This is a genomic window from Streptomyces sp. BA2, from assembly GCF_009769735.1.
GTDB lineage: Bacteria > Actinomycetota > Actinomycetes > Streptomycetales > Streptomycetaceae > Streptomyces.
This window is the reverse complement of record NZ_WSRO01000002.1, coordinates 2,318,859-2,344,323: the sequence shown is the minus strand read 5'-3', so window position 1 is coordinate 2,344,323 and position 25,465 is coordinate 2,318,859. Positions and strand designations below refer to the sequence as shown.

Genomic DNA, 25,465 nt, shown 5'->3' with positions numbered 1-25,465 from the left:
GGGCCGCGGGGCAGGCCGCCCGGCTCACCGGCGGTGGGCGCCGGTGTCCTCCTCCATGGCGGGGCGCTGCCCCGGCTGGCGGTCCCCGCGCAGCGCGGACATGACCAGGGTGACGGCGGTGCCCACGACCGCCCAGGCGGCGAGCACCAGCATCGGCCCGGTGATCGCGTTGCCCTTGAAGTACGCGATGGAGCGGGCCACCCAGGTGCCCGCGCCCGGCGGCAGCCAGGGGCCGATCTCCTTCCAGAACGGCGGCAGCATCGGCAGCGGGAAGGCGCCGCCCGCGCTCGGGTTGCCCGCGATCACGACGAGCAGGACGGCGAGGCCGATGCCCACGATGCCGGTGAGCGACTGCAGGGCGAGCGTGATCATGCCGACCCCGAAGACGATCAGCGAGCCGAGGCCCCACAGGCCCATGACGCTGCCGGGCAGGGCGCCGAGGATCGGCCCGATGATGATCGCGCCGCCCAGACCGCCCGCGATCGAGTAGAGCGCCATGACGCCGGTCCTGATCAGTGCGCGCGGGCCGTTGGCGGCCCGGGAGCCCGCGCTGATCGCGAGGATCGATGCGCACAGATAGCCGCCGACGCACCAGCCGACGACCAGGTAGAAGGACGAGAGCCCGTCGAAGTCCTTGGTGGACGCGGGGGCCACGTCCACGGTCTTGACCGTCCGCTTCTCGGCCCCTTCGACCTGGGTGGCGATCTTCTCCAGGGCGGTGGCGAGGACGGTGCCGCCGCCCGAGCCGACCAGGAGGGTGTCGGTGGTGCCCCGGGGGTCGACGATCAGGGCGCCGTCGATGTCGCGGTTCATGATCTGGTGCCGGGCCGTGGCCTCGTCCTTGACCACGCGCGGGTCGAGCGGTTCGTCGGGGAGTTTGCCGAGCTTGTCCGACGTCTCCTGGGCGGCGGGTCCCGGAGCGACGACTCCGAAGGGCACGTCTCTCGGCTTCGGGTCGTGCAGGGCCCCTACGTAGGAGGCGATGAACAGCAGCTGCAAGGCCAGTACACCGATGACCAGCAGGGCTGCTCGCGGGGTGACGGCGCTCTTCAACTCATCGGTGAAACTCATGCCCCCACGCTCCGTGTCCCCTGTCGTTCCCGCAGGTGGGCGGGGCCGAATGGGCGAAACGGAGTGCCGTTCGACTCGGGTGTCGTACGTACGTTCGAAACTTGGTCTATGGTGGAGGCGGGGGATGTGAGAACGGATCGATTCAGGGTTTCAGGAGGTGCGTGTGCCCGGGTTCACGCATCTGCACACCGTCTCCGGGTTCTCCCCGCGGTACGGGGCCTCGCACCCGGAGCGGCTCGCCGAGCGCGCCGCCGAGCGGGGCATGGACGCCCTCGCGCTCACCGACAGGGACACCCTCGCGGGGGCCGTCCGGTTCGCCAAGGCCTGCGCGAAGGCGGGGGTGCGGCCGCTGTTCGGGGCCGAGCTCGCGGTGGGGGAGCCTGCCCCGTCGCGCGGTGCGCGGCGGCGGACCCCGGTGCGCGGAGGTGCCTTCATCGACGAGTCGACCCCACGCGTGACCTTCCTCGCCCGCGACGGTGCCACGGGCTGGGCCGCGCTGTGCCGGCTGATCACTGCCGCGCACCGGAGCGGCGAGGGGCAGCCCGTGCTTCCGTGGGAGGAGAACCACGGCGACGGCATGACCGTGCTCCTCGGCCCCGCTTCCGACGTGGGGCGCGCGCTCGCCGCGGGGCGCCCCGACCGGGCCGCCCGCCTCATCGCCCCCTGGCGCGAGCGCTACGGGGACGCGCTGCGCCTGGAGTCCGTGTGGCACGGCCGCGAAGGCACCGGACCTGGTTCGCTCCGGCTCGCCGCCCGCACCGTCGGCTTCGCCGCCGAGCAGGGCGTCCGCCCCGTACTGAGCAACGCCGTCCGCTACGCCGACGCCGGCATGGGCCCGGTCGCCGACGTGCTCGACGCCGCACGCCGCCTCGTCCCCGTCGACCCGACCAAGGAACTCGACGGCGGGGAGCGGTGGTTGAAGGGCGCCGACGCCATGCTGGGCAACGCCGAGCGGATCGTGGAGGCCGCCGGCTTCCGCCGTGACACCGCCCACCGCCTCGTCGAGCAGACGCAGACGGCCGCCGCCGAGTGTCTCGTCGACCCCGAGGACGACATCGGCCTCGGCTCCGTGCGCTTCCCCGAGCCGCACCTCGTCGGCGCGGGACGCCGCACCGCCCAGCGCGTACTCGCCTCGCGGGCGGCGGCGGGGATGGTTCTTCGGGGGTACGACCGCGCCCCCGAAGCCCGCGAGTACTGGGAGCGGATGCACCACGAGCTGGACATCATCGCGTACCACGGCTTCGCCTCCTACTTCCTCACCGTGGCACAAGTGGTCGACGACGTACGTGACTTGGGGATCAGGGTGGCGGCGCGCGGCTCCGGCGCCGGGTCCCTGGTCAACCACCTCATCGGCATCGCGCACGCCGACCCCGTCGAGCACGGCCTGCTCATGGAACGGTTCCTGTCCACGCGGCGTGCCGTCCTGCCGGACATCGACATCGACGTGGAGTCGGCTCGCCGCCTGGAGGTCTACCGCGCGATCATCGGCCGCTTCGGCACCGAGCGGGTCGCGACCGTCGCCATGCCCGAGACCTACCGCGTCCGCCACGCCATCCGCGATGTGGGCGCCGCCCTCTCCATGGACCCGGCCGAGATCGACAAGATCGCCAAGGCCTTCCCGCACATCCGCGCCCGGGACGCCCGCTCGGCCATGGAGGAGCTGCCCGAACTGCGGGAGGTCGCGGGGGAGTGGCAACGGGGAGGGGCGCGCCACGGCCGCCTGTGGGAACTGGTCGAGGCCCTGGACGCGCTGCCGCGCGGGGTCGCCATGCACCCGTGCGGGGTGCTGCTCTCCGACGCCTCGCTGCTCGCGCGTACGCCCGTCATGCCCACCAGCGGCGAGGGCTTCCCCATGTCCCAGTTCGACAAGGAGGACGTGGAGGACCTCGGGCTGCTCAAGCTCGATGTGCTCGGGGTGCGGATGCAGTCGGCGATGGCACACGCGGTGGAGGAGGTCGAGCGGGCCACGGGCACGCGGGTGGACGTGGACGCGGTGCCGCCGGGAGACCCGGCGACGTATCAACTCATCAAGTCCACCGAGACGTTGGGCTGTTTCCAGATCGAGTCGCCGGGCCAGCGTGACCTGGTGGGACGCCTTCAGCCCGCGACCTTCCACGACCTGGTCGTCGACATCTCGCTCTTCAGGCCGGGTCCTGTCGCCGCCGACATGGTGCGGCCCTTCATCGAGGCCCGGCACGGCCGCGCGCCCGTCCGCTATCCGCACCCGGACCTGGCGGGCCCGCTCAAGGAGACGTACGGCGTCGTCGTCTTCCACGAGCAGATCATCGAGATCGTGGACATCATGACCGGCTGCGGGCGCGACGAGGCGGACCGGGTGCGGCGCGGGCTCTCCGACCCCGAGTCGCAGGGGCGGATCCGGTTCTGGTTCGCGCAGCAGGCGGCGGCCAAGGGCTACGACGCCGAGACGATCGGCCGGACGTGGGAGATCATCGAGGCCTTCGGCTCGTACGGCTTCTGCAAGGCGCACGCGGTGGCCTTCGCTGTGCCGACGTACCAGTCGGCGTGGCTGAAGGCCCATCATCCGGCCGCCTTCTACGCGGGGTTGCTCACGCACGACCCCGGGATGTACCCGAAGCGGCTGCTGCTCGCGGACGCGCGCCGGCGGGGGGTGCCGATCCTTCCGCTGGACGTGAACCGGTCAGCGGTCGCTCACCGTATCGAACTGGTGTCCGAGCCTAGGGAGGCTTGGGGTCTGCGTCTCGCGCTGGCGGACGTCCACGGCATCAGCGAGGCCGAGGCCGCGCGGATCGCGGACGGGCAGCCCTACGCCTCGCTCCTCGACTTCTGGGAGCGGGCCAGGCCCGGCAAACCGCTCGCGCAGCGGCTCGCGCAGGTCGGCGCGCTCGACGCGTTCGGCGCCAACCGCCGCGATCTGCAGCTGCACCTGACGGAACTCCGGCGGGGCTCGCGGGGCTCCTCCGGGGCCCAACTCCCCCTGTCCGGCGGGCGGAAGACAGCCCCCGCCGGGCTGCCCGACCTGGACGACGCGGAACGGCTCAGCGCCGAGCTCGGCGTCCTCGGCATGGACTCCTCACGCCATCTCATGGGCGACCACGCGGAGTTCCTCCGGGAGCTCGGCGTGCTGACCGCCCGCCGCCTGCGGGAGGCCGAACACGGGGCGACCGTCCTTGTCGCGGGCGCCAAGGCGGCCACCCAGACCCCGCCGATCCGCTCCGGGAAACGCGTCATCTTCACCACCCTGGACGACGGCACGGGCCTGGTCGACCTGGCCTTCTTCGACGACGCGCACGAACGGTGCGCGCACACCGTCTTCCACTCCTGGCTGCTCCTGGTCCGCGGAGTGGTGCAGCGGCGCGGGCCCCGCAGCCTCAGCGTGGTCGGCGCCGCCGCGTGGAACCTGGCGGAACTGGTGGAGCTGCGGCAGGAGGGCGGACTCGAAGCGGTGGGAGCACGTCTCGCCGAACCGGGACCGGACGAAGCGTCCGACGGAACCCCGGCGGACGACGGCCGCCGCATCCGGATGTCCACGGGGTACGAGATGCACCCCTGGGCCGACCTCCAGCCGCCCGGTGAACGGGCGGCGACAGGGCGGAAGTTGTGGCACCAGAGTCCAGGGAGCGCGGGATGAGCACTCTTTGCGTACGGTTCCTTCTGCCGCCGATGTACGAGGCCGCCGTGCCCCGGCTGCTCACGCTGCTCGGCGAGTTCAGCCCGGTCGTCGAGGCCCTGCCGCCCGACGGCGCGCTCGTCGACGTACGGGGAGCGATGCGTTACTTCGGGCGGGACGCCGTCGAGCTCGCCTCGGTGATCCGGGTGCGGGCGCTCGCCCACCACGGCGTGGACTGCGTGATCGGCGCCGGGCCGGGGCCGATGCTCGCGCGGATGGCCGCCCGGGAGGCCGCGCCCGGGGTGACCCGGGCCGTGGGTGCCGGTCCGGACGCCGTCGCGGAGTTCCTGGGGCCGAAGCCGGTCGCCGAACTGCCGGGGGTCGGCCGCGCCACCGCCCGCACCCTCTGCTCGTACGGGCTCGACTCCGTCGGCAAGGTGGCCGCCGCGCCGCTGTCCACGCTGCAGCGCCTCGTCGGCGCCCGCGCGGGCCGCGAGCTGCACGAGAAGGCGCACGGCATCGACCGCGCACGCGTCGTGCCGAACGCCGCCGCCCGCTCCCTCGCCTCCGAACGCCCCTTCCCCCGCGACGAGTTGGACCCCACACGGCACCGCAGGGCGCTGCTTTCCATCACCGAGGAACTCGGCGCGCGGATGCGCGACGAGGACCAGGTGTGCCGCTCCCTGACCCTCACCGTGCGGTACGCGGACCGCACCACGACGACCCGTACGCGTGCGCTGCCCGAGCCGACCGCGCACTCCTGCGCGCTGACCGCGTCCGCGTACCGGATGTACGAGGCGCTCGGCCTCCAGCGGGCCCGGGTGCGCGGCATCTCGCTGCGCGCCGAAGGGCTCGGCCCCGCCGAACACGCCGCCCACCAGCTGATGTTCGACCCGGTGGACGACAGGGCCCGCAGGATCGAGGCGGTGGCCGACCGGGCGCGGGCGAAGTTCGGCCCCGGCGCGATCGTGCCGGGAACGCTGGCGGCGTAGCCACCCGGGGCTACAGAAGACGTTGCCGGTGTGACCGTGCCAGTGCCTGCTGGAAGTTTTGCCGACGCGCAACTTCACACTTTTACTACTCGCCCGTAATTTGTCGTGTGCACGGCATCCTCGTGATCCGGATCACAGGGCTCACCCATCGCAACTCCCTTGAGCCGCAAGGAGATCACCCGATGCTGCCCTGGAGACGAACGCTCAGAGCGTTCACCGCCGCCCTCCTCATGACACTTCTCGTGACGGGCCTGCTCACCCTCACTCCCGCCGTCGGCACGGCGTCCGCCGCCCCCGCCGCCTCGTCGCGCGGCTGGAACGACTACGACTGCAAGCCGTCCGCCGCTCACCCGCGCCCCGTGGTCCTCGTCCACGGCACCTTCGGCAACTCCATCGACAACTGGCTCGTCCTGGCGCCCTACTTGGTGAGGCGCGGCTACTGCGTCTACTCCCTCGACTACGGCCAGCTGCCCGGAGTGCCGTTCTTCAACGGGCTCGGCCCCATCGACAAGTCGGCCGAGCAGCTCGACGGCTTCGTCGACAAGGTGCTCGCCTCGACGGGCGCCGCCGAGGCGGACCTCGTGGGCCACTCGCAGGGCGGCATGATGCCCCGCTACTACCTGAAGTTCCTCGGTGGCGCGGAGAAGGTGAACGCCCTGGTCGGCCTCGCACCGGACAACCACGGCACCACGCTGCTCGGCCTCACCAAGCTGCTGCCCTACTTCCCCGGCATCGAGGACCTGCTCACCACCAAGACCCCGAGCCTCGCCGACCAGGTGGCCGGATCGCCGTTCCTGACCAAGCTCAACGAAGGCGGTGACACCGTCCCGGGCGTGCGCTACACCGTCATCGCCACCAAGTACGACGAGGTGGTCACCCCGTACCGCACGCAGTTCCTGAACGGCCCCGGCGTACGCAACGTCACCATCCAGGACCTGTGCCCCGTCGACCTGTCGGAGCACGTGGCGATCGGGATCCTCGACCGCGTCGCGCACCACGAGGTCACGAACGCGCTCGACCCGGCGCACGCGACGCCGAGCACCTGCTTCTCCTGAGCCGAGAGCCTTCTCCTGAGCCGAGAGCCGCCGCTGACTGGGGTCAGCGGCGGCTCAGCGGGCTCTCAGAGGATTCAGCGGCCGTGGCGGGCCGTGCGGCGGCGGGCCGTGCCGAACATGGCCGCGGCGCCGATCGCGAGGGCGGCCGCGCCGCCGATCGCGATGTACGGGGTGGTGCTGTCGCCGCCGGTCTCGGCGAGGTTCTCGTTGGCGGCAGCGGCGGGCTTCGCGGCGCCGCCGTTCACCTCGGGCTGGTTCGCGGCGGTGTCGTCGCCTCCGGCGGTGTCGTCACCGGCGGCCGGGGCCGCCTCGGAGGCTTCGGCGCCCGTCTTGGCGTCGCTGTCGCCGTGGCCCTGGTGCTCGACGGTGGACTTCTCGGCGCCCGCGGCGATGTCCTTCTCGGAGGGTGCGGACGCGGTCGGGGCCGGAGCCGCGGCCCCGCCGCCGCTGTCCTTGCCGAAGACGACGTCGGAGCAGGTGTAGAAGGCCTCGGGGGAGTCCGAGCGCTGCCAGATCGAGTAGATCAGGTGGCGGCCCGACTTGGCCGGGACCTTGCCGTCGAAGACGTAGTCACCGTTCTCCATCTTCGGGTCGGTGACGTCGACGAACGGCTTCTCCTCCAGGTCCGACCACTTCAGGGGCTTGGACGGGTCGTAAGAGTCCTTCGTGATGTACAGCTCGAAGGAACCCTTGTGCGGGGCGGTGCCCTTGTAGTGGAAGGTGTGGTTGCCGCCGGACATCTTGCTGGACGGCCAGTCGGCACGCGGCAGGTCGAGGCCCTTGTACTTGTCGTTGCCCGCGCTGCACAGCTTGCCGTCGGGGATGATCTCCTTCGACTTGCCCGCGGCATTGGCGATGTTCACGCCGTTCCAGTCGTAGAAGGCCTGCGCGCCACTGGCCGCGACAGCCGCCTTGCAGGCAGCCGACTTCGGGGCCTCGGGGCCTTCCTGGAAGCACGCGGAGACACGGCTCACCGGGTCCGTCATCGAACCGTGCGCGGCGGCGGGGGCGGCCGAAAGGGCGGTCAGGGCGAGCGGGGCGATGCCGACGGCGGCGATCGCGGCGACCTTGCGACGTGCGGTCATGAGTGGTTCTCCTCAGCGGCGGTTCTGGGGGGGGTGGGGACACGAGACGGTTGCGAACGGCCGGTGCCGCCCCCCGAATGCGTGCGGCGCCGACGGTTCGTAACCGGCCCGGCGACGAGAAAGCTAGCCGCTGAAATCCCCGAATTCGCCTGCTGGGAGGGGGTGATGGCGATCTTTATGGTGGGGTTAAGGGAGGGCTAACCGGGGGCTGAGGCTGGGCGCTTGGGAGTCCCTGTTTGACCAGTATGTGAACTACCGGGCGGTCCGGGGGAGTCCATGGGGATCCGCTGTAGGCCTTTCAACTCCGGATGACTCAACAGGCCGGTAAGCGACCGGAGTTGGACATCGTGGAGTGACGTCAGTCACATTGGGGGCGGATTCTGAACGCGGCGCGTCCGTGTGAGTGGCTCCGGGGGAGGCGTGGGCCGCGCGTGCGGGTGTCGTGCGGCGGGCAGGTTTGCGCTGGCCAGAGGGCTGCACTCAGAGTGACGGCCGGTTACCCGTCGTTCACTTCGAACGTGAATTCTGTCCCACAGTTACTCCCAAGTCACTTTGCGTCCAGAATTGGCTGCCTCTGGCATACGCGTTTGCCCCCGGCGATCCGAAATCCTGCGGTTGAGGACATCGACGTTCTCCGGCGGTCCGCACCTGGTGCAGGACGGACTGCCGTCAGCAGGACAAAGGACAGGAACAGTGACCTTCACCCTCGACGAACTTCTCGCCGCGACGGTCGTCGTCACCGCGCTGCGGGTCTTCGCCCCTGACGCACGCCATCTGACGCGCCGCCTGCTGCGTGCCGGAGTGCGCGTGGGCGCCGCCGAACTGCTCAAGGGGAAACGTCTCTCCGACACCGCCGAGCTGCTGCCGGCCCCGAGCGACGAGGGGGCCCAGTGATGAGCGACCACACCACGTCGGTGCCGTCCGAGGACGCCGAGCGGCCCAAGGACACCGTCTTCTCCCTGGCCGGCATGGACCACGCGCCGTTCTCGGATCTGCACAGCCTCACCGGCATGTCCTACGAGATGCCCCCCGACCTGGAAGCGTGCTACACCCGCAACGCCAAGCCCCAACTGCGCTACGCCCACTCGATGCTCGGCGACAAAGACGCCGCCAAGACCATAGTGCGCCGCTGCTACCGGTACCTCGCCCTGAACTGGCGCAACGTACAGAAGGAGGGGAGCCCGGAAGCCTACGCCTGGAAGCTCCTCAAGCAGCGCGTGGAGATCCACCTGCGGCTGGCCGGGCGGCCCGCCCGGTCCCAGGTGGCACAGAGCGCCGCCCTCCAGCACACCGCCCGCGCCACCCTGGAGGCCGCGCGTCACCGGTTCACCGCGATGGAATCCGCCCTCGGCCTTTACACCGCGATAGCGGGCCTTCCCGAGCGCCAGTACGACGTCATCGTGCTCCACTACGTCCTGGGCTATCCCTCTCGGCGCATCGCCCACATCATGGGCATCAAAGCTGATACCGTTCGCTACCACCGGCGCCTGGCGCGCCAGCGCCTGGCCATCAAACTCGATCTGTCGATCGATCCAGCCGCCGACGAGAAGGAGTAACACCGTGCCGAGCCACATCGACACCATCCTCGCCCAGGCTGCGATGGACGACGTGTTCACCGACGCCGACCTCGACGACCTCAAGCAGGAGATCGTCAGGGACGTCACCCAGAACCTGATGTTCGGGGCCGCGCCCGGCCCGGCAGGCCAGATGCCCACCGTCCACGAGCAGGCCACACTCCACCTGGACGCGGTGTCCGCCCAAGTCCTGCACCACCCCGAAGCCGCCGGACATCTCTCCCAGCTGGCGAGCCGTGGGCCCGACAACCCCGACGGCGCCCTGTACTTCGCCTGCCTGCTCAGCCTGGCCGGCTGCTGCGAAGGCGCCCAGTTCTGGTGGCAGTTCTCCGCCGGTGCCGGCAACGCGGTCGCCGCGCAGTGCCTGAGCCTCTACCACCGCAGCCGGGGCGAGGTCCGCGATGCCACCTTCTGGGCCGAGCAGGCCATCACCCTCGCCGAGCCGCCGGCCCCCCGCTCCCCGCACCAGCGCCGACCGGTCGCGCCGCGCGCGGCCCGTCTGCCGCGGCGCCTGCACGAGGCCGTACGCCGGCTCAAGGTCGACACCGTGGAGGACTTCGGCATGGGCAAGGTCCCCTACCCGGACTCCCACCTCGTGGACCAGGCGGTCGAAGAGCTGGCCAACGCCTCATAGCCCGTGCTCATGGTGGGCCCTCCGGGGCCCCTACCGCACCCACCGGTACCGCCGCTCCGGCCGCCCCGTCCCCCCGTACCGCAGCGTCACCTCGACCCGGCCCGTGTCCGCGAAGAACTCCAGGTAGCGGCGCGCGCTGACCCGGGACAGGGCACCCTCCTGTGCGCACTCCGAGGCGGAGAGTCCGGCCGGGTGGCCCCGCAGCGTCTGCTCGACCAGGTCCGCGGTGTGGGCCGCCAGGCCCTTCGGGAATTCGCGGGAGCCGGGCGGGCGGGGGCCGAAGATCTGGTCGACGTCCTCCTGGCGCGCCTCGTCCAGGCCGTCCAGGCGGGCCCGCAACGCCGCCACGTGCAGCAACTGCTCGCGCAGCGCGGCCTGGTTGAACGGCTTGATCAGGTAGTGCAGGGCCCCGGCCCGCAGCGCCGCCCGTACGATCTCCGCGTCCCGGGCGGCCGTGATGAACAGCGCGTCCAGCGGCTGCCGGTCCCGGTCGCGCTCCTCCACGGCCCGCAACTCCCGTAGCACTGCGATGCCGTCCATATCGGGCAGATAGATGTCAAGGAGTACGAGATCGGGGCGCAGCCGCTCCACCGCCGCCAGCGCCTCCGTACCGCTGTGCGCCACTCCCACCACCGAGAACCCGTCCACCGCGGACACATAACGGCTGTGCAGTTTGGCGACCATGAAGTCGTCGTCCACGACCAGCACCCTTGTCATCGCCGCAGGCTATGGGTGTGACCACAACGACCACAACGTCCGTTGATTCCGGAAGAGAGACAGCTTCTTAACGCGCAGGCAACATGTGGGCCACCTCACAGGTTCCCCGTCCCCGCGGATGGCGGCCGGGTTCCCTCCCCCCACGGGAGCCCGGCCGCTCACAAACTCCTACGTACCGACAGGTGGTGGCACACGTGCGTCTGCGCACACCCCTTGCCCTGCTCGGGGCCGCGCTGCTCGTGCTCGCAGGGCCGCCGCTGCTCTCCACGGGCAGCGGCTCCGAGACCGGCACACAGATCCCCGGCCTGCGCTTCATGGTCCCCAACACCCCGGGCGGCGGCTACGACATCACCGCCCGCACCGCGGCGAAGAACGCCGAGGACGCCGGACTCACCCACAACATCGAGGTGTTCAACCTGCCCGGCGCCGGCGGCACCGTCGGCCTCAGCCGCCTTGTCGGCGAGCACGGCAACGGCAAGCTCGCCATGTCCATGGGCCTCGGCGTCGTGGGCGCCGCACGCTCCAACCACTCGCCCAAGACCCTCGCCGACACCACCCCGATCGCCCGCCTCACCGAAGAGCCGGACGTCGTCGTGGTCGCCAAGGACTCGCCGTACAAGGACATCAAGCAGCTCGTCGCGGCATGGAAGAAGAATCCGGGCAAGCTCCCCGTCGGCGGCGGTTCGTCCCCCGGCGGCCCCGACCACCTCGCCCCGATGCTGATGGCCCGCGCCGCGGGGATCGCCCCGAAGAAGGTCAACTACGTTCCCTTCGACGGCGGCGGCGAGCTCCTCGCCTCGATCCTCGGCAAGAAGGTCGCCTTCGGCGTCTCGGGCGTCGGCGAGTACCTGGACCAGATCAAGTCGGGCGAGCTGCGCCTCCTCGCGGTCACCGGACCCGAGCGCGTCGACGGCCTCAAGGGGCCGACCCTCAAGGAGTCCGGCTACGACGTGGACTTCACCAACTGGCGCGGCATCGTCGCCCCGCCCGGCCTCTCCGACGCCGAACGCAAGAAGCTCACCGGCCTGGTCAGGAAGCTGCACGACTCCCCGGAGTGGCGCAAGTCCCTCAAGACCAACGGCTGGGACGACGCCTTCCTCACCGGCGACAAGTTCGGCGACTTCCTGGCCGAACAGGACAAGAGCGTGGTCTCCGTGCTGAAGGAGCTGGGACTGTGACGACGAGCACCGAGAACCCGCCCGAGGAGAGCGGGAGCAGCCGCCGCGCCTGGCTGCGCGAGCACTCCGAACTCGGCGTGAGCCTCATGCTGTTGGCCCTCGGCGTCCTCGTCCTCACCGACGCGCTCACCATGGACGTCGAGATCGCCCAGCGCGGTCCGATCGGCCCCAAGACGGTCCCGATCGCCGTGGGCATCGGACTCCTGGTCGTCGCCGTGCTCCTCGCGATCGACGTCCTGCGCGGCGGCCGCGGCGAGGCCGAGGGCGGCGAGGACATCGACCTGTCCGAACCCGCCGACTGGCGCACCGTACTGCTCCTGGCCGGCGTCTTCCTCGGCGCCGCCGTCCTCATCGAACCGCTCGGCTTCCCCATCGCGGGCGCCCTGCTCTTCTGGGGCGCGGCGTACGCCCTCGGCAGCCGCCACCTGGACCGCGATCCGCTCATCGCGGCAGGGCTCTCCCTCATCACGTACGTCGTCTTCAACAACCTGCTCGGGGTGCCGCTGCCCGGCGGGCCGCTGATGGGAGTGCTGTGACATGAACGCCTTCAACTCCCTGATGGACGGCTTCGGCACGGCCCTCACCCCCATGAACCTGCTCTGGGCCGCCGTCGGCGTGCTCCTGGGCACCGCGATCGGCGTCCTGCCCGGCATCGGCCCCGCGATGGCGGTGGCGCTGCTGCTGCCCGTCACGTACGGCCTGGAGCCGACCGGCGCGTTCATCATGTTCGCGGGCATCTACTACGGGGCGATGTTCGGCGGCTCGACGACCTCGATCCTGCTGAACACACCGGGCGAGAGCGCGGCGGTGGTGGCCGCCATGGAGGGCAACCCGATGGCGAAGGCCGGACGGGGCGCGCAAGCCCTCGCGGCCGCCGCCATCGGGCACTTCGCGGGCGGCATCATCGGCACGATCCTCCTGGTGGCGCTCGCGCCGACCGTCGCGGAGCTCGCCGTCGACATCGGCGCGCCCGACTACTTCGCCATCATGGTCCTCGCGTTCATCGCCGTGACGTCGGTGCTCGGCTCCTCGCGCGTACGAGGACTCGCCTCGCTCCTCATCGGCCTCACCCTCGGCCTGGTCGGCCTCGACCAGATGACCGGGCAGCAGCGTCTGACCTTCGGCTCGCTCCAACTCGCCGACGGCATCGACGTGGTGATCGTCGCGGTCGGTCTCTTCGCGATCGGCGAGGCCCTGTGGGTCGCGGCCCACCTGCGGCGCACGAGCGGCGAGGCGATCCCGGTCGGCCGCCCCTGGCTGGGCAAGGCAGACGTGAAGCGCACCTGGAAGTCCTGGCTGCGCGGCCCGCTCATCGGCTTCCCCTTCGGCGCGATCCCGGCGGGCGGCGCGGAGATCCCCACCTTCCTCTCGTACGTCACCGAGAAGCGCCTGTCCAAGCACAAGGACGAGTGGGGCAAGGGAGCGATCGAGGGAGTGGCGGGCCCCGAGTCGGCGTCATCGGCATCGGCGGCAGGCACTCTCGTCTCCATGCTGACACTGGGCCTGCCCACGACGGCGGTGGCGGCAGTGATGCTCGCGGCCTTCCAGCAGTACGGGATCCAGCCGGGCCCGCTCCTCTTCGAGCGCGAACCCGACCTGGTCTGGGGCCTGATCGCGTCCCTCTTCGTGGGCATGGTCCTGCTCCTGGCCCTGAACCTGCCGCTGGCCCCCGTCTGGGCGAAGCTGCTCCGCATCCCGAGGCCCTACCTCTACGCGGGCATTCTCTTCTTCGCGGCGGTCGGCGCGTACGCGGTCGGCGGCGAGGCCCTGGACCTGGTGATCCTCCTGATCATCGGCCTGATCGGCTTCGGCATGCGGCGCTACGGACTGCCCGTCCTGCCCGCCGTCATCGGCGTCATCCTCGGCCCGAACGCGGAGCAGCAGCTGCGCCGAGCCCTGCAGATCAGCGACGGCAGTGTCAGCGGTCTGGTCGACACGCCCTTCTCGATCACGGTGTACGTGATCATCGCGCTGATCCTTCTCTGGCCGCTCCTGAAGAAACTGCTGGTGCGGGGCAGGGGGACTGACGTAGACGTAAAGGCATGACCCAAGGCACGAACGACGACATCCGCCCCGCGACCGCCGCCGACGTCCCTGCTGTGAAGGCGGTGACGGACGCGGCGTACCACCCCTACATCGAGCGCATCGGTGTCGTGCCCGTCCCCATGGAGGCGGATCACGCGGCGGGGGTGGCGGCGGGGCGGGTGTACGTCACCGGGGACCCGGTGGTGGGTGTCCTGGTCCTCGTCCCGTACGAGGACCACCTGTTCCTGGACAGCATCGCGGTCCACCCCGACGCGGCGGGCCAAGGGGTGGGCCGCCGCCTGCTCGCTTTCGTGGACGAGCGGGCGCGGTCACTCGGCCTTCCCGAGGTCCGGCTCTACACGAACGCGATGATGTGGGAGAACCAGAAGCTCTACCCTCGGTACGGCTACGAGATGGTGGAGCGCAGGGTGGACGGCCCGTACGACCGCTACCACTACCGGAAGAGGATCTAGCTCTTCCTTCGCCCCGGGACCTCGCCCGGGACCCCGCCCCGGGGTCTCACCCGTCCGGCCACCAGGTCCGCTGGATGTCCTTGCGGACCTCGGGGCGCTCGCGAGGCCGTTCCTCGGAGTCGTACTTCTCCCGGATCTGCCGATTGGTGGGCTTCCCGACGGTCTTGTGCACGGTCACACGGCGCATGGCTGCCTCCCTGTACTACCGATGTCCAAGGTGGGACGTCTGTAGACCTCTGCGGGGAGGGTTTCTCATCCGAGGTGGATTGTCAGTGGCGGGTGTCACCATCGCCGGATGACGATCGACGCGTGGGCGGAGCGCCTGCGGGACTGGCTGCCGAAGACCCCCGGCGACGTCCTTGGCCTGGGCTGCGGCACCGGGAGCCTCTCCTTGCTCGCGGCGGAGGGAGGACACCGCGTCACGGAGGTGCTGGTCGGCGACGCAGACGCGCCTCCGGTGGAGGGACGCCGCTTCGACGTGATTCTGGCCCGGCACGTGCTGTGGATGCTGCCGGACCCGGAGGCGACGCTGCGGCACTGGTGCGGGCTGCTGCGGCCAGGGGGCCGCCTGGTCCTCATCGAGGGCGTATGGGGCACGGAAAACCCGTCCGGTATCCCCGCGGCCCGCCTGATCAGCGCACTGACTCCGATGGCCGCACATCTCCACTCCGAACGCCTCTCGGGCGACGAGCGGCTGTGGGGGAGGAGGGTGGAGGACGATCGCTACGCGTTGGTGGCGGTCCTCCCCGCGGCACCCAGCCGTCACAAGGAGGTGGTGGACGTCCACCTCATCCTCCGCCGCGGAGACGAGGTGCTCCTTGCCCGCCGCGCCAACACCGGTTACGGGGACGGCTTGTTCAACCTCCCCTCCGGCCACGTGGAGCCCGGCGAGGACGTCCGCACGGCGGTGATCCGAGAGGCCCACGAGGAGATCGGCCTGACCCTCACCCCCGCCGACGTAAGCGCCGAACTGGTCCTCCAGCACAGGGGCCCGGGCGAGGAGGCCCGCATCGGCTGGTTCTTCGAGGCGGAGTACGGCGCGGGCGGCGAGCCCCGCAACGCGGAGCCGGACAAGTGCGACGAGCTGAGCTGGCACAGGGCGGACGCGCTGCCGGACGACATGGTGGCGTACTGCAGGGCGGCACTTGAGGCATGGCGGACGGGCGAGCGGTTCGTGCTGCACTGGCAGGAGGAGGGGGATGCGGTGCGGTACGAGAGGGGCAGGGCCGAGCGGGCGACCGTCCTCGCGCCTGCTCGGGGCGCGCACCATGTGGAGCTCTGGGTACCGGACTTCGCCGCCGCGGAGGCTTCGTGGGGCTGGCTCCTGGGCGAGTTGGGACATGTCCGTGAGCAGCGGTGGGAGGGCGGCGGTAGCTGGCGCAGGGGTGCGACGTACGTGGTGCTCGAGCACTCGCCGGACATGCGGGGCGGAGGGCATGACCGGCTGCGGCCCGGACTGAACCACCTGGCGTTCCACGTCGGGACCACGGCGGAGCTGGACCGGCTGGTGGCCCAGGCTCCAGGGCACGGGTGGTCCCTGCTCTTCCCGGAGCGGCATCCGTTCGCGGGAGGGGAGGAGCACTGCGCGGCCTACTTGGAGGACGGGGCGGGGTTCGAGGTGGAGCTGGTGGTCGCGGGCTGGACCGGGGACAGGGGACCTTCCTAGCGCGGGCCGGGGGAGAGGGAACCTGCCCCGCGTGCCAGGCGCTCCAGCTCGTCCAGGGCGGACAGAGCCGCCGCGGCGGCCGCGGGGTCGCGTTCGGTGAGGCCGCTCTCGGTGAACTCGTCCTCGTCCAGGCGGATGATCGTCCCGCCGTCCGCCGAGCACCACAGGTCCAGGTCCAGATCCTCCACCGTCAGCGTGGCGCCGTCCCGTACCGCGGGGCGGGTCACGTCGCAGTACCAGCCCTTCAGGGCGCCCGTGGAGGTGCGGACCTCCTTCACCGCATACCAGCGGTCGCGCCAGTAGTGCTCCGTGAAGACGTCGCCCGGCTCGAAGCGTACGAAGCCGAAGTCCCGTACCCCGTCCGCCGCCCACGGTGCGCGGACCGTCACCACCGTGCCGTCGTCCGCCACGACCTCCGCCGGGTAGCGGATCTTCATGCGGCCCGCCTTCATCAGGATGACGTCCAGCTTGTCAGCCGAGGGTCCGGACATGACGTACCTCCGTTGCGCAGATCTCGTAGCCGAACCATTTGTTGATCGCCAGCATCGGCTCGTTTCCGGTGTCATTGCCTGTGAACGCCTCGGTGCAGCCGACGGTCCGCGCCCGGTGCAGGGAGTCGTTCTTGGCCAGCTTGGCAAGGCCGCGCCCGCGGAACGCGCGTGCGGTGCCTGTCATGCCGCTCGCGTAGCGCGACGAGTCGTCCGTACGGGCCAGGGTGAAGGCGGCAGGCGTGCCGTCCACCACTGCCACCGAGGTCAGTTCGCGGTTCACCAGAGGGTGGTTCCAGGTCTCGGCGAGCCACTGCTCGTAGTCCGTGAACTCCGCGGCCACATCGCTCGGTTCGTCCGCCACGGTCTCCGCGTCCAGCTCGAAGAGAGCGCGCGGGTCGTCCCCGAACTCCGCTCCCGTACGCAACTCCACCCCGGCGGGCAGCACTTGGCGCGGCGGCAGCCGGCCATCCGCCAGGTCGAGGCGCAGGAAGTGGGCCGAGCGGCTCGCGCGGTAGCCGCGTCCGGCGGCGAAGGCGCGGTTCGCGGGCTCGTCAAGGACCCAGGAGAAGACCGTGGTGGCTCCCGCGTCCGCCAGGTACTCCTCCGCCGTCCGCAGGATCAGCGAACCCGCGCCCAGCCTGCGCCGCTGCGGGTGTACGTAGACGTTGGCGAAGCCCTGGCCCGGTTCGGGGCTGTCGTAGGCGATGCCCACCTGCGCCGTGCCGACGATCTCCCCGCCGGCCTCGGCGACCAACTGGAGGTACCGGGACTCGGGATGAGCGTGCGCCAGGTCGAACCGGACCGAATCGGCGGTGGCGAGCATGGCGGGCACGCAGGCCCGGCGGACGGCGGCGAAGCCCTCGGCATCGGGGCTGCTGCCGGGGCGCAGTGCGCGGACTAGGACGGTCATGGGGCCGCACGCTACGCGCGGGGCGCGTCCAGGTGCCTCCTATTTTCCTGGGGTGCGGGACAATCGCCGCGTGACTTTGAAGATCGAGATCGAGAGTGACGGGGGCGGCGCCGCCGGTGCGAGTGGTGTGCCGCCCTACGAGCAGGTGCGGGCCCAGATCGCCGAGCAGGCGCTGGGCGGTGCGCTGCCGGTGGGGTACAAGTTGCCGACCGTGCGGGGGCTCGCCCAGGACCTTGGGCTTGCCGCCAATACGGTGGCCAAGGCGTACCGGGCGCTTGAGGCGGACGGGGTGATCGAGACGCGGGGGCGTCATGGGACGTTCATCGCCGCCGCGGGGGACGCTGCCGCGCGGGAGGCGTCCGCCGCCGCCCAGGCCTTTGCCGAGCGGGCTCGGCGGCTCGGCCTCTCCGAGGCGGGGGCGTTGTCCGCCGCGCGGGATGCTTTGCGGGCTGCTTATGGGGACTCGGGGTGACTGCCCCCCGGGGCCGAGGCGGGACTTGACGCCATACTGAATACGCACCCTGCGGCTTCGCGTTGTGCCCACCCGTTCCGCCGTGCGGAACGCCTGCCCACAACGGGGGGCTACAGGTACAGCCCCGCATCCGCCCCGCCCCGGGGGTCCGGGACCGACGTAGGGGAGGTTCCGCGACGCAAGGCGTACAGCTCCGCCAGCGTCGCGCCCTCGCGGGGAACGCCCTCCTCCGTGCCGAGCCAGTCGATCGACTCGGCGCGGGTCAGGCTTCCGACCTCGATCCGGGCGAGGCACCGGCCCGGCCGGACCACCGCCGGGTGGAGCCGCTCCAGGTCCTCGTTCGTCGTGACGCCGACCAGGACGTTGCGGCCCTGGCCAAGGAGACCGTCCGTCAGGTTCAGCAAACGCGACAACGCCTGCCCCGCGGTGTGCTTCGCCTCTCCCCGGATCAGCTCGTCGCAGTCCTCCAGGAGCAGCAGCCTCCAGCGGCCCTTCGCCGTGCCGTCGTCCTCACCGATCGCGATGTCCATCAAGTAGCCGACGTCGCTGAACAGCCGCTCCGGGTCCAGGACACAGTCCACCTGGCACCAGTCACGCCAGGACCGCGCGAGCGTCCGCAGCGCCGACGTCTTGCCCGTGCCCGGCGGGCCGTGCAGGAGCAGGAGGCGGCCCGAGATGTCCTCGGGGCCCGTCTTCATCAGGGAGTCCATGGCCCCGGCGACCGGCGCGGTGTAGTTCTCCCGCACCTCATCCCACGTACCGGCGGCGATCTGCCGTGTGGTGCGGTGCGGGCCGCGCCTGGGGGACACGTACCAGAACCCCATGGTCACGTTGTCCGGCTGGGGCTCCGGCTCGTCCTGCGCGCCGTCCGTCGCCTGCTTCAGAACCTTCTCCGCGAGGTCGGCGCTCGTCGCCGTCACGGTGACGTCCGCGCCGCGGTTCCAGCGCGAGATCAGGAGAGTCCAGCCTTCGCCCTCGGCCAGCGTCGCGCTGCGGTCGTCGTCGCGGGCCGCGCGCAGCACCGTCGCACCGGGCGGGAGCAGCGTGGAGCCGGACTTGACGCGGTCGATGTTGGAGCTGTGCGAGAAGGGCTGCTCCCCGGTGGCGAAGCGGCCGAGGAAGAGGGCGTCCACGACATCCGACGGAGAGTCGCTGTCGTCGACGTTGAGCCGGATCGGCAGGGTGTCCTGAGGGTTCGCAGACATGCCGCCATGATCCGGCACACAAGTGCCCTCGTGCATCCAGGTTTACGTACTCGGCCGTACTCCGTTCAGGTGGGTCAGGGCCGCCGAAGCCGCCGGAAAGCCGCGAACCCGTGATGCGGAACCTGTGTCACCGCCAACTTCCCTGGATAGTCTTGCCCTTGATGGGACGTCATGGGTGGAATTCGGGGGCACAGCGGTGGCGGCTCGCCGCGTTGCTCGGCGTTGCTCTGGCCGCACTGGCACTGATCCTGACCGTCGTCACCACGCTCCCCGATGACGGCACGGGCTCCGAAGGCACCACGCGCGACGGCGACAAGGTGCACGGCACCCCCGCGGTCCCGCCCGGCAAGGTGAAGCCGGCCGTCGGCTGGGGCTTCACCCACACCCAGTACAGCGCGGACGAGGGCGGCGAGGCCGCCACGCGGCGCGCCGAGGAGCTGCTCGCGGGCCAGCCGCGCCCGCTGCCGCAGATCCAGCACATCATGGGCTGGGGCGCGAGCAACCCCGAGCCGGTCAAGGGGCGTTACGACTTCACGGAGATGGACAGCCGGATGGACTTCATCCGCGCCACCGACGGCACGCCGGTCGTCACCCTGTGCTGCGCCCCGGACTGGATGAAGGGCGGTAAGCCCGGCGCGGACAACACCGACTGGAGCCAGCAGGCCCTGGAGACCGCTCCGGAACGCGCCCACTACAAGGACTACGCCAAGCTCGCGGCGACCGTCGCCAAACGCTATCCGGACGTACGGCACTTCATCGTCTGGAACGAGTTCAAGGGCTTCTGGAACAACGAGAAGGCCCGCTGGGACTACGAGGGCTACACCGAGCTCTACAACCTGGTCCACAAGGAGCTCAAGAAGGTCAACAAGGACATCATGGTCGGCGGCCCCTACCTCGTCATGGACAGCGTCGACCCGCGCCAGACCGAGGGCGCCTCGACGGAGGTCAAGGGCCCCTGGGGCCGCATGGACCAGCGGGTCCTCGACGCCTTCGACTACTGGAACAAGAACAAGGCGGGCGCGGACTTCGTCGTCGTGGACGGTTCCAGCTACACCGTCGACGACGAGATGATCCCCGACGAGTTCAAGGCCACCGAGAAGCTCACGGCCGTCGGTAAATGGGTGCGGGAGCGCACCGGGGACCTGCCGCTGTGGTGGGCCGAGTACTACGTGGAACCGGGCGACAGCGACGACGACCGCGACGACTGGTCCGAGCCGCACCGCGTCGCCGTCCACGCCACCGGGCTGATGGCGATGGCACGCGGCGGTGCGAGCAGCGGCTTCTACTGGAACCCGCAGAAGAGGGGCGAGAGCTGCGCGGGCTGCCTGTGGCGGTCCACCCAACTCGACGACGGCGGCACGGCGTTGCCGATGCTGAAGATGCTCTCCCGGTTCAACGACGCGTTCCCGCCCGGCACGGAGTACGAGAAGGTCTCCGTCGCCGCCGACGACGTACCGAACGTACGCGTCCTCGCCGACAAGGAGACCGTGCTCGTCGTGAACACCCTCGACCGCTCGATCGACGCGAAGGTCGACGGGAAGCGGTTCGGGATGAAGGGGTACGAGGTGAAGTGGCTGAAGCGGTGATCCGCTTCAGCCCTCTCCTGCCCCGTGTCACGCCATCGTCAGGAACCGCTGGATCAGCGAGGCGAGCAGCACCGCGAGCAGCGGCAGCGAGAACCAGAAGCTGCTCTGCAGCCAGCGCAGTTGCCGCACGCTCGGCTCCACCGCCACCCGCACGACCTCACGGGTGACGAGCAGCAGGACCAGGGCGATCGCCGCGAGCGCGCCGATCACTGACCAGGGAGTCCAGGTCACCTGCGGCCCGATCGGGCCCGGGTCGGCCTTCTCGACCTCGCCGTTCGGCTGCTTGCGCAGCGTGTAGAGGGTCGCGTCGTCGTTCGTGAGGACCTTCTTCAGCTCCTGGCGGTTGTCGAGGTTCGTGATCAGCCGGGAATCCCAGGACTTCGGGTAGCCCACGTCCATCTGGAGATAGACCGTCTGACTCTTGTTGATCATCAGATACGAGTTGGGGCCCGCGTCCTTGAGCGCCTTCACCAGGCTGGAGACCAGGACCGGGTCGGCAGGGGCGAGGGTCGGGACGTACTGCACCTTCTCCATGTCGCGCGTGCCCCAAGGCATCGCGGGCGTCACGTTGTTGAGCGTGTCGTCGCTCATCCAGAGGAGCCGTACCGTCGGGTCGTCGTGCTCGTACACGTACTCCATCGCGGCGACCTCGCCGGCCCGGGTCCGCTCGAAGGGTTCGTTGCCCCAGCGCGCCACCAGGAAGCCGCCCATCAGGACGAGCCCCGCCATCAGCGCGGCGAGCGGCGCCAGGCTCACCTTGTCGCGGTCCCGCTCCTTCGCGGTGATGCCCGCCCGCGGGAAGAACGCGAGCCCGGCGAGGAGCGCGGCGCCGGGCAGCGCGAACATGAAGACACGCAGGGCCATCTCGCCGCCGTACGACTGCATGCCGAAGCCCAGGAACGGGACGAAGGTCAGGACGAGCAGCGAGCGTTCCGTGTACTTGTGGTCGCGCCGCCGCCACCAGCCCCAGCAGGCGAACGCCATGACACCGCCGGCCAGCGCGACGCGTGCGTACAGGACGAGTTGGTGGGTCGAACTGCCGCCCTCGATCCGGCCGGACACCGACGACGACACGTTGCCGCCGACGCCGCCGATTCCGCCGAACAGCTCGTCGAAGTGCCCCGACCAGTACGGCTCCGCGAGGAAGCCCACCCAGACGGCGACGAGGACCGCGAAGAGGATCGGCAGGCCGCGCAACTCCGAGCGGCCCACCAGGACGAGCGCGGCCAGAACGCCGAGCATCACGAACGGTGTGAGCTGGTGCGCGGGGACGGTCGCCGCGAACAGGGCGATCAGGACGACGAGCAGGACCGCGCGCTGACGCCGGTCGGCGGGTTCGACCTCCAGCTCTCCCGGGCGCCGCTTGGCCCACAGCACGTGCGGCGCGCGGAACCACACGAGGAGCACCGCGACGAACACCAGATAGAGCAGGTACGTGAAACCCTGCGGGGAGAAGTAGTCCTGGCCGACCCAGCCGCTCAGCGCGGAGATCCACAGGCCGGCCCACTTGGCGCGCCAGGACGCCCGCATGGAGCGCACGAGCAGGAACATCGGGGCCAGGTAGAGCAGTTGCATGGCCAGCGGCCACCAGCGGATCACCTCGGTCATGTCCGAGACGCCGCACGCCTTCGCCACGAACGTGGCCGCCGCGAAGAACCCGGGCCAGCTCCAGCGCGCGTCCAGGTCGGGCACCGCGGAGCCGGTCCTGTCGATGTACTCCATGAAGCCCAGGTGCTGCCAGGCCGTCGCGAACCGCGGCACGTCCTCAAGGACGGCCGGCAGTGCGTGCAGACACACCACCGTGGTGAGCAGCGTCGTCAGGAGCAAAGCCTTGTGCGGCCGTTCCAGCCAGAGCAGCGAGGCGAAGACGACGACGAGCAGCGCGGCGCCGAGCAGGGTCGGCGCGGGCAGGATCGAGATGAGCCCGAGCCCGCCCATCTCGTCCAGATCGGCCTCGGTGATGCCCACGGTGGGCAGCCAGTAGAGGGCGAGCGCCAAGGCGAGGAACAGCGCCATGAAGACGGCGCGGCGGCGGGGGAGTGGTCCGGGCGCGACGACGGGCTCGGGCGGTGTCTCCGCCGCGCCCGGGGTGGTGGCGGGCTCCTCGGCGGGCGCGGTGACGGCCGACGACACCGAAGGCGGCATCGGCGACGAAGCCGCCGGTTCGCGCGGTTTGACCGGTGTTCTCAGCGCCCAGGTCGGCCGGTGCGCCGTGACCTCCGAGTCCTCCGTGTCCGGCATGTCGTCCCCCTTGTTCCCCGTGCCCGCGGCCTTCCCGAAAGCCGGTGCCCCGAAAGCCGGTGTCCCGAAAGCCGGTGTCCCGAAAGCCGGTGCCCCGGACGCGGGCGTTCCCGGCCCCGGACGCACGTCGGGCCTGCGCTCCGGATGGTCGAAGTCGGGCCGCACCGCCAGTTGCAGCGTGTCCGAGTCGAGCGACTCGCGCAGTGCCCAGGCGGGCCCGTGCCGCTCCTTCTTCTGACCCGCCGCGTCCGCCGCGGGCGCGGGCGGCGTCTCGGGCGTCCCCAGGTCCGCGAGATCGCCGTCCGGCGCCCCGCCGGCGTCCGACGGCGCAGCCCCCCGCGCCACCCGGTACAGCTTCGGCGCCGCGATCGCCACGATCACCGTGAGGCTGCAGATCTCGGCGACACCCGCCCCCGTGAGCCCCATCCGCGGCAGCAGAAGCAGCGTCAGGCCGAGCACCATGGCGCACAAGAGTCCCTGCATCCAGGCGATCCCGGACGTACGGCTCTGCGCGCGCTGCACCGCGAAGTACGTCTCCATGACGACCCGCAGCGCCGCGCCCACCGCGAACCAGCGAAGCAGCGGCGTCGCCGCGTCCGCGTACCCCTGGCCGAAGACCCGCAGGATGAACGGCGCCCCGATGAAGAGCAGACCGCACACCGGCAGCATGATGCGCGCCATGCGGCGCAGCGCGGCCCGGGTGTTCGCCGCGAGCCGCGCCGGGTCGTGCGCGCCCTCGACGGTCAGCGAGGCGCCCATGTTGATGGCGAGCAGATTGACCGTGCCGCCGATCGTGGTGGTGATGTAGAAGTACGCGTTGTCGACCGAGCTGACCTGCGAGGCGACGATCACCGGTACGAGATAGACCACGGCGAGCGAGAAGAGCGAGCCGGTGTAGTCGCCGGCCAGGAAGCGGCCCATCTCGCGCAGCGTCGGCGGCTGCGTCTTGTCCTGGGTGGCCTTCACGTGCCGCGGCACGAGGCGCCGGAACACCAGCCAGCCGAGCGGGATGACCGACAGGGCGATCGCGGCGACCCACGACACGAACACGCCCGCCGTCGGGATCGCCGCGGCCACCGCGATGAGCAGCCCCAGCTTGACGACCGAGAAGATGGTGTTGCCGACCGGTACCCACAGTGCGTTGCGCAGCCCCGTGAGCACCCCGTCCTGGAGGGTGAGCAGCGACCAGGCGATGACCGCGGCGATGAAGCCGAGGCCGTGCAGCGGTCCGTGCAGGAACTTGTACGAGGGTCCCCACAGGTCGAGCGTGAACAGGAAGATCAGCGCGGCGAACGCCACGACCACCGAACTGGCCGCGTACGTACGGAAGATGAGCTTGCCCGTGGCGCGTCCCGCTACCGGTATGTAGCGGGCGAGGGCACCCGTCAGGGTGAGGGCGGTGAGCCCCGCGAGGAGCTTCATGGCGGCGATCGCCGCCGAGCCCTGGCCGACCGCCGACTCGGAGTAGTACCGAGCGGCGGCCAGCCAGAAGCCGACGCCGAGCACGCCGGAGATGCCGGTGTTCAGCATCAGTGCATAGGCGTTGCGGAACAACGGGCTCCCACCACCACCGCCACCCCTGCCGGGCATGCGCATTCTGCGCGGCCTGCCCGACTTGCCGGACGGCGGCCGCTGTTCGGTGCTCGGAGTCCCAGAGACGTCTGCCTGGGCGGTCGACGTGTCAGACACGGGTACGAGTTGCCTTCCGGCGGGCCTGTCGGGCTCTGCGGACCACGGCGTACCCCTTGGTGTGGGCACGGTCCCTTGCGAAGTTGCGGGCGATCGAACGGCCCTCCACGAGCCGTTCGAACTCCTCGATGCCGGTGGAGCGGCGCACGGTCACCCGCTGCAGGGCGTACGGCCCCTGCGTACGCCGTGCGAGGGCGTTGCCGACCGCGAGCGACTGGGCGAATCCGGCGCCGCGCACCGTTCGGCGCACCCGGCGGCTGGAATAGCCGTAGGGGTAGGCGAAGGAGACCGGCCGGGTGCCGAGTTCTTCGGTGACGATCTCTCTACAGCGAAGGAGTTCAAACCAGAGGTCGTCGTCGTCCAGCTGGTCGAGCTGCGGGTGCGTGTGGCTGTGCCCGCCGATCTCCGTGCCCGCCGCGGCCAGTTCGCGCACCTGGCCCCAGTCGAGCATCAGGTCGAGGGCGCCCCCGGTGTCGTGCGCTCCGCGCAGCCAGCCCGTGGAGACGAAGAGCGTCGACACGAAGCCGTGCTCGGCGAGCACGGGCAGCGCGTGCCGGTGCACGCCTTCATAGCCGTCGTCGAAGGTGATCAGGACGGGCCTGGCCGGCAGGGCGCGGCCGGGAGTACGCCAGATCGCGGCGAGCCCGGCCGTGCTCAGTGGCGTGAACCCGCGCTCGCCGAGCAGTTCGAGCTGCTCGGTGAACGCCCCTGGAGACACGGACAACTCCCGTGTCTCCAGAGCCGGTTCATGCGCGATCGAGTGGTACATGAGTATCGGCACAGGAGCGTTCATGACGGCCCTCCTCGGCCGG

The 25,465-nt window shown here is 70.8% G+C and carries 22 protein-coding genes; 13 read left to right on the top strand and 9 right to left on the bottom strand.

Going from position 1 to position 25,465, the window contains the following annotated elements:
• Positions 1-24: 24 nt before the first annotated feature.
• On the bottom strand, positions 25-1,071 hold the full coding sequence (locus E5671_RS13190) for an ABC transporter permease (protein WP_160504166.1): 1,047 nt from the start codon (positions 1,069-1,071) through the stop codon (positions 25-27).
• 163 nt (positions 1,072-1,234) lie between these two features.
• Between E5671_RS13190 and E5671_RS13185 the strand changes: the two genes are divergently transcribed.
• The 3 genes from E5671_RS13185 to E5671_RS13175 all read left to right on the top strand — a co-directional run bounded on the left by E5671_RS13185 (position 1,235) and on the right by E5671_RS13175 (position 6,707).
• Positions 1,235-4,681, top strand: coding sequence for a DNA polymerase III subunit alpha (locus E5671_RS13185; RefSeq protein WP_160504165.1), 3,447 nt, complete (start codon positions 1,235-1,237; stop codon positions 4,679-4,681).
• Positions 4,678-5,652: a DNA polymerase Y family protein gene (locus tag E5671_RS13180; protein WP_160504164.1), complete on the top strand. Its 975-nt coding sequence runs from the start codon at positions 4,678-4,680 to the stop codon at positions 5,650-5,652. The genes E5671_RS13185 and E5671_RS13180 overlap by 4 nt, the downstream gene beginning before the upstream one ends.
• A 182-nt stretch (positions 5,653-5,834) precedes the next feature.
• Complete coding sequence (locus E5671_RS13175; RefSeq protein WP_160504163.1) at positions 5,835-6,707, top strand: alpha/beta fold hydrolase; 873 nt, start codon at positions 5,835-5,837, stop codon at positions 6,705-6,707.
• Between the two features lie 74 nt (positions 6,708-6,781).
• Here the strand turns inward: E5671_RS13175 and E5671_RS13170 are convergent, their stop codons facing one another.
• A complete protein-coding gene (locus tag E5671_RS13170) occupies positions 6,782-7,792 on the bottom strand; it encodes a lytic polysaccharide monooxygenase auxiliary activity family 9 protein (RefSeq protein WP_160504162.1) in 1,011 nt (336 codons plus the stop codon).
• 693 nt (positions 7,793-8,485) lie between these two features.
• Between E5671_RS13170 and E5671_RS13165 the strand changes: the two genes are divergently transcribed.
• The 3 genes from E5671_RS13165 to E5671_RS13155 are packed head-to-tail and all read left to right on the top strand — an operon-like array spanning position 8,486 to position 10,000.
• Complete coding sequence (locus E5671_RS13165; RefSeq protein WP_160504161.1) at positions 8,486-8,686, top strand: hypothetical protein; 201 nt, start codon at positions 8,486-8,488, stop codon at positions 8,684-8,686.
• Positions 8,686-9,348 carry a sigma-70 family RNA polymerase sigma factor gene (locus E5671_RS13160; protein ID WP_160504160.1) on the top strand — a complete coding sequence of 221 codons (663 nt, stop codon included), beginning with the start codon at positions 8,686-8,688 and terminating at the stop codon, positions 9,346-9,348. The genes E5671_RS13165 and E5671_RS13160 overlap by 1 nt, the downstream gene beginning before the upstream one ends.
• A 4-nt stretch (positions 9,349-9,352) precedes the next feature.
• The gene (locus tag E5671_RS13155; RefSeq protein WP_160504159.1) at positions 9,353-10,000 is read left to right on the top strand and encodes a hypothetical protein; all 648 of its coding nucleotides are present in this window, start codon (positions 9,353-9,355) and stop codon (positions 9,998-10,000) included.
• Positions 10,001-10,030: 30 nt separating this feature from the next.
• On the opposite strand, the gene E5671_RS13150 is transcribed toward E5671_RS13155, so the two are convergent.
• On the bottom strand, positions 10,031-10,717 hold the full coding sequence (locus E5671_RS13150) for a response regulator (protein ID WP_160504158.1): 687 nt from the start codon (positions 10,715-10,717) through the stop codon (positions 10,031-10,033).
• Positions 10,718-10,911: 194 nt separating this feature from the next.
• Between E5671_RS13150 and E5671_RS13145 the strand changes: the two genes are divergently transcribed.
• Genes E5671_RS13145 through E5671_RS13130 form a run of 4 tightly spaced genes read left to right on the top strand, consistent with a single transcriptional unit; the run spans position 10,912 to position 14,393 of the window.
• Complete coding sequence (locus E5671_RS13145) at positions 10,912-11,895, top strand: tripartite tricarboxylate transporter substrate-binding protein (protein ID WP_160510155.1); 984 nt, start codon at positions 10,912-10,914, stop codon at positions 11,893-11,895.
• On the top strand, positions 11,892-12,431 hold the full coding sequence (locus E5671_RS13140) for a tripartite tricarboxylate transporter TctB family protein (RefSeq protein ID WP_160504157.1): 540 nt from the start codon (positions 11,892-11,894) through the stop codon (positions 12,429-12,431). The genes E5671_RS13145 and E5671_RS13140 overlap by 4 nt, the downstream gene beginning before the upstream one ends.
• 1 nt (position 12,432) lies before the next feature.
• Positions 12,433-13,941, top strand: a complete 1,509-nt coding sequence (locus E5671_RS13135; RefSeq protein WP_160504156.1) for a tripartite tricarboxylate transporter permease — start codon at positions 12,433-12,435, stop codon at positions 13,939-13,941.
• Positions 13,938-14,393, top strand: coding sequence for a GNAT family N-acetyltransferase (locus tag E5671_RS13130; RefSeq protein ID WP_160504155.1), 456 nt, complete (start codon positions 13,938-13,940; stop codon positions 14,391-14,393). Before E5671_RS13135 ends, E5671_RS13130 begins: the two co-directional genes overlap by 4 nt.
• Before the next feature lie 46 nt (positions 14,394-14,439).
• Here E5671_RS13130 and E5671_RS45380 read toward each other — a convergent pair whose 3' ends face one another.
• Positions 14,440-14,580, bottom strand: coding sequence for a hypothetical protein (locus E5671_RS45380; protein ID WP_202121105.1), 141 nt, complete (start codon positions 14,578-14,580; stop codon positions 14,440-14,442).
• 108 nt (positions 14,581-14,688) lie between these two features.
• On the opposite strand from E5671_RS45380, the gene E5671_RS13125 reads away from it, so the two are divergent.
• Positions 14,689-16,059, top strand: coding sequence for a trifunctional class I SAM-dependent methyltransferase/NUDIX hydrolase/VOC family protein (locus E5671_RS13125; protein WP_160504154.1), 1,371 nt, complete (start codon positions 14,689-14,691; stop codon positions 16,057-16,059).
• On the opposite strand, the gene E5671_RS13120 is transcribed toward E5671_RS13125, so the two are convergent.
• Both E5671_RS13120 and E5671_RS13115 read right to left on the bottom strand, forming a co-directional pair.
• Positions 16,056-16,550 (bottom strand): DUF402 domain-containing protein, encoded by a 495-nt coding sequence (locus tag E5671_RS13120; RefSeq protein ID WP_160504153.1) that lies wholly within the window; start codon positions 16,548-16,550, stop codon positions 16,056-16,058. The two genes, E5671_RS13125 and E5671_RS13120, sit on opposite strands and share 4 nt — an antisense overlap.
• Positions 16,531-17,460, bottom strand: coding sequence for a GNAT family N-acetyltransferase (locus E5671_RS13115; RefSeq protein WP_160504152.1), 930 nt, complete (start codon positions 17,458-17,460; stop codon positions 16,531-16,533). Before E5671_RS13115 ends, E5671_RS13120 begins: the two co-directional genes overlap by 20 nt.
• 70 nt (positions 17,461-17,530) lie before the next feature.
• Between E5671_RS13115 and E5671_RS13110 the strand changes: the two genes are divergently transcribed.
• Positions 17,531-17,932 (top strand): GntR family transcriptional regulator, encoded by a 402-nt coding sequence (locus E5671_RS13110; RefSeq protein ID WP_443032605.1) that lies wholly within the window; start codon positions 17,531-17,533, stop codon positions 17,930-17,932.
• A 110-nt stretch (positions 17,933-18,042) separates the two neighbouring features.
• Here E5671_RS13110 and E5671_RS13105 read toward each other — a convergent pair whose 3' ends face one another.
• Positions 18,043-19,137 (bottom strand): DUF5925 domain-containing protein, encoded by a 1,095-nt coding sequence (locus E5671_RS13105; RefSeq protein WP_160504150.1) that lies wholly within the window; start codon positions 19,135-19,137, stop codon positions 18,043-18,045.
• Between the two features lie 161 nt (positions 19,138-19,298).
• Between E5671_RS13105 and E5671_RS13100 the strand changes: the two genes are divergently transcribed.
• Complete coding sequence (locus E5671_RS13100) at positions 19,299-20,723, top strand: GH39 family glycosyl hydrolase (RefSeq protein WP_160504149.1); 1,425 nt, start codon at positions 19,299-19,301, stop codon at positions 20,721-20,723.
• Positions 20,724-20,750: 27 nt separating this feature from the next.
• Here the strand turns inward: E5671_RS13100 and E5671_RS13095 are convergent, their stop codons facing one another.
• Both E5671_RS13095 and E5671_RS13090 read right to left on the bottom strand, forming a co-directional pair.
• Positions 20,751-24,653: a lipopolysaccharide biosynthesis protein gene (locus E5671_RS13095; protein WP_160504148.1), complete on the bottom strand. Its 3,903-nt coding sequence runs from the start codon at positions 24,651-24,653 to the stop codon at positions 20,751-20,753.
• The gene (locus E5671_RS13090) at positions 24,646-25,446 is read right to left on the bottom strand and encodes a polysaccharide deacetylase family protein (RefSeq protein ID WP_160504147.1); all 801 of its coding nucleotides are present in this window, start codon (positions 25,444-25,446) and stop codon (positions 24,646-24,648) included. The genes E5671_RS13095 and E5671_RS13090 overlap by 8 nt, the downstream gene beginning before the upstream one ends.
• Positions 25,447-25,465 lie beyond the last annotated feature (19 nt).